The organism is Streptomyces odonnellii (assembly GCF_000981895.1).
Taxonomy (GTDB): domain Bacteria; phylum Actinomycetota; class Actinomycetes; order Streptomycetales; family Streptomycetaceae; genus Streptomyces; species Streptomyces odonnellii.
Genome location: NZ_LATD01000496.1, coordinates 1 through 3,694, shown reverse-complemented (window position 1 = coordinate 3,694; position 3,694 = coordinate 1). Strand labels below are relative to the sequence as shown.

Annotated in this window: 3 protein-coding genes and 1 pseudogene; all 4 read right to left on the bottom strand. The window is 69.9% G+C overall.

Features of this window, described 5'->3' with window-relative positions; genetic code table 11:
• Nucleotides 1–173: 173 nt before the first annotated feature.
• Complete coding sequence (locus WH07_RS33815; RefSeq protein WP_046508648.1) at nucleotides 174–1,856, bottom strand: proline--tRNA ligase; 1,683 nt, start codon at nucleotides 1,854–1,856, stop codon at nucleotides 174–176.
• 82 nt (nucleotides 1,857–1,938) lie between these two features.
• A complete protein-coding gene (locus WH07_RS33810; protein ID WP_046508646.1) occupies nucleotides 1,939–2,520 on the bottom strand; it encodes a GNAT family N-acetyltransferase in 582 nt (193 codons plus the stop codon).
• 15 nt (nucleotides 2,521–2,535) lie between these two features.
• Nucleotides 2,536–3,381 carry a GNAT family N-acetyltransferase gene (locus tag WH07_RS33805; RefSeq protein WP_046508644.1) on the bottom strand — a complete coding sequence of 282 codons (846 nt, stop codon included), beginning with the start codon at nucleotides 3,379–3,381 and terminating at the stop codon, nucleotides 2,536–2,538.
• A 130-nt stretch (nucleotides 3,382–3,511) separates the two neighbouring features.
• Nucleotides 3,512–3,694: pseudogene (locus tag WH07_RS33800) on the bottom strand (flavodoxin-dependent (E)-4-hydroxy-3-methylbut-2-enyl-diphosphate synthase); the annotation flags it as partial.

Below are 3,694 nucleotides of genomic sequence, written 5' to 3'. Positions count from 1 at the left end.
GTGGAGTCGGGGGTACGGGCGCTGAGGGCGGGCCGCCGCCAGAGCGCGGAACTCCTGCTGGAATTCGCGGGCTGGCTCTGACCGGGCCCGCCCGGACCCGGGTTCTCGCTCACCAGCCGAATCAAGCCCGTCCGTCGATTGAGGACCGGGGTCCGGGACGGAGCCCCGGGAAATCAGCCGGCCAGGCGGGCGATCGCTTCCGCCGTGGTCAGCTCCTCGCGCTCACCCGTGCGCCGGTCCTTCAACTCCAGCACGCCCTCACCCGCACGCCGCCCCGCCACCAGGATGTGCGGCACGCCGATCAGCTCCGCGTCGGTGAACTTCACGCCCGGGGAGACGCCCGCGCGCTCGTCCACCAGCACCCGCAGCCCCGCCGCCGCGAGCTTCTCGGAGACCTCAAGGGCCAGTTCCGTCTGGAGCGCCTTGCCGGCCGCCACCACATGGACGTCGGCCGGGGCGATCTCGCGGGTCCAGCACAGGCCGTGCTCGTCGGCCGTCTGCTCGGCCAGTGCCGCCACGGCGCGCGAGACGCCGATGCCGTACGTGACCCGCACCGGCTTGCCCTGCTGGCCGAGGACATCGAGCTGGAAGGTGTCGGCGTACTTGCGGCCGAGCTGGAAGATATGGCCGATCTCGATCGCGCGGTCCAGCTTGAGGCCCGTACCGCACAGGGGGCAGGGGTCGCCCTCCTCGACGACGACCACGTCCAGGTAGTCGTCGACCTCGAAGTCACGGCCGCACACGACATCGCGCGCGTGTGTACCGGGCTTGTTGGCGCCGGTGATCCAGGCGGTGCCGGACGCGATCCGGGGGTCGGCGATGTAGCGGATCTTGAGGCCCTGCGGGCCGACATAGCCCCGTACCAGATCGGGCCGGTCCTCGAAGTCCTCGGCCGTGACCAGCTCGACCACCGCGGGGGCGAGGTGCTCGCCGAGCTTGCCGAGGTCCACCTCGCGGTCGCCGGGCACTCCGACCGCGGTGATCTCGCCGTCCACCTTGACCAGCAGGTTCTTCAGGGTCGCCGAGGCCGGTACGCCGAGGAACGCGGCGAGCGTCTCGATGGTGGGGGTGTCCGGGGTGTTCAGTTCCTCGACCGGGCCGGGCGCGTCCGCCACCGGTACGGACGCGGTGAAGGTGACCGCCTCCGTGTTGGCCGCGTAGTCACAGGCCGGGCAGTCCACGAAGGTGTCCTCGCCGGCCGCGGCGGGCGCCAGGAACTCCTCGGAGGCGGAGCCGCCCATCGCGCCGGAGACCGCCGACACGATCCGGAAGTCGAGACCGAGCCTGGCGAAGATCTTCTGGTAGGCGGCGCGGTGCAGCGCGTACGACTCGGCCAGCCCCTCGTCCGTGGTGTCGAAGGAGTACGAGTCCTTCATCTGGAACTCGCGCCCGCGCAGCACACCGGAGCGGGGCCTCGCCTCGTCGCGGTACTTCGTCTGGATCTGGTAGAGCATCACCGGCAGGTCCTTGTAGGACGTGCACTGGTCCTTGACGACCTGGGTGAAGATCTCCTCGTGCGTGGGGCCCAGCAGATAGTCGGCGCCCTTGCGGTCCTTGAGCCGGAACAGCAGGTCGCCGTACTCCTCCCACCGGCCGCTCGCCTCGTACGGCTCCTTGGGCAGCAGCGCGGGAAGCAGCACTTCCTGGGCGCCGATCGCGTCCATCTCCTCGCGGACGACGCGCGAGATGTTGTCGAGGACCTTCTTGCCCAGCGGCAGCCAGCTCCAGATGCCGGCGGACGTACGGCGGACATACCCCGCGCGGACGAGCAGCTTGTGGCTGAGGGTCTCGGCGTCCGCCGGGTCGTCGCGCAGTGTCTTGACCATCAAACGGGACATGCGCTGGACCTGGGACATGGGGAGCACTCCTGGCGTTCTGCGTTCTGCGTTCTCTCGGCTGATGCCTGGAGGTTAGCCGGGGCGCACCGGCAGGCGGAAATCAGTTGTCGCCGCCGTCCGCTCTGCGCAGCGGCAGCGGTGCCCCCATCACGGCGTACGGCTTGGGCGCGCTGGGGAAGTGGACCTGGCGGGCGAGGTCCTCGTACCCCAGTTTGCGGTACAGCCGACGGGCCGGGTTCTCGATGTCGATGGCCGAGAGGATCGACTTGGGCTGGGCGGCGGTGTCCGTGATGGTGGTGATCAGGGCGCGGCCGATGCCGCGTGCCTGGAACTGCGGATGGACATGGAGTTCGGTGATCACGAAGGAGTCGTCGAGCCAGCTCTCGGAGGCGGTGGCGCGCAGATACGGCTCGACGACCGTGGACCACCAGTGACCACGGTCGTTCGGCAGGCCGTAGACGAATCCGACGAGCCGGCCGTCCCCGGTGGTGGCGCCGAAGGCACGGCAGCCGGGATACATGAGATGCCGGAGCACGATGTGGCGGCGTACCCCGATCTCGTCCTCGCTGAGCCCGAAGGCGAGGGCCTGTACGGCGAGCGCCTCGTCGACGCGTGCCGCGAGATCGACCGGCGCTACCTGGACGTCGGGAATCCGGGGGGTGCCCCCGGGAATGCTCAGCATGGGCGAACCCTACTTTCAGAACAGCACGCTCATGAAGGCGCCCACTTCGCGGAACCCGACCCGGCGGTAGGCGGCGCGGGCTGGGGCGTTGTAGTCGTTCACGTACAGGCTCACGACGGGTGCGATATCGGCCAGCGCGTACCGTACGACCGCCGCCATGCCGGACTCGGAGAGGCCGCGGCCGCGGTATTCGGGGTCGACCCAGACACCCTGGATCTGGCAGGCCTGGGGGGTGGCCGCGCCGATCTCCGCCTTAAAGATGACCCGGCCGTCATCGATACGGGCGAACGACCGTCCGGAACCGACGAGTTCGGCCACCCGCGCCTGGTACAGCAGTCCGCCGTCACCCGCGAGCGGCGAGACCCCGACCTCCTCGGTGAACATGGCCACGCAGGCCGGCATGATCACCTCCACTTCGTCCTTGCGGATCCGGCGTACGAAGGGGTCGGGCGCGACCACGGCGGGGATCTGCTCGGTGACCATCAGCGGCTGGTGGGCGCGGACCTCGCGGGCGGGGCCCCAGTGGGGCTCCAGCAGCCGCCACAGCAGGGCGGTGGAGTCGGCGGGGCCGACGATCGAGGAACAGCGGCGGCCGGTCCTGCGGGCGCGGTCGGCGAAGGCGCGCACGGCTTCGGGGGTCGCGCAGATCGGTACGAGATTGGCGCCGGAGTAGCAGAGCGAGCGGAGCCGCCCTGCCGTGTACCAGCCCCACATCTCGCCGCCGAGGCGCCAGGGATCGAGCCCCGCGACCTGTACACGGGAGGTCACAAAAGCGTTGGCGACGGGCTCGCTCTCCAGAATGGCGAGCGCGGCGCCGAGTTCGCCGGGTTCGAGGACCCGAGTGGTGGTGTGCGTCAACACGAAGGGGCCTCACCATACGGTCTGCTGATCTCCGCACTGTACCTGGCGGGTGCATGGCGTGCTGCCCACAGCGGAAGGTCCCGCGGCCGGTGCCCTGAGGGCGGTGGCCGCGGGACCGTGCTCGGAGGTGTCAGCTCACGGAGACCTGGGGCTCGCCCGAGGCGATGCCGTCCTTCTCCATCTGTTCGGCGAGCTTCATGGCCTCGTCGATCAGGGTCTCCACGATCTTCGACTCGGGAACGGTCTTGATGACCTCCCCCTTCACGAAGATCTGCCCCTTGCCATTGCCCGACGCGACCCCGAGATCCGCCTC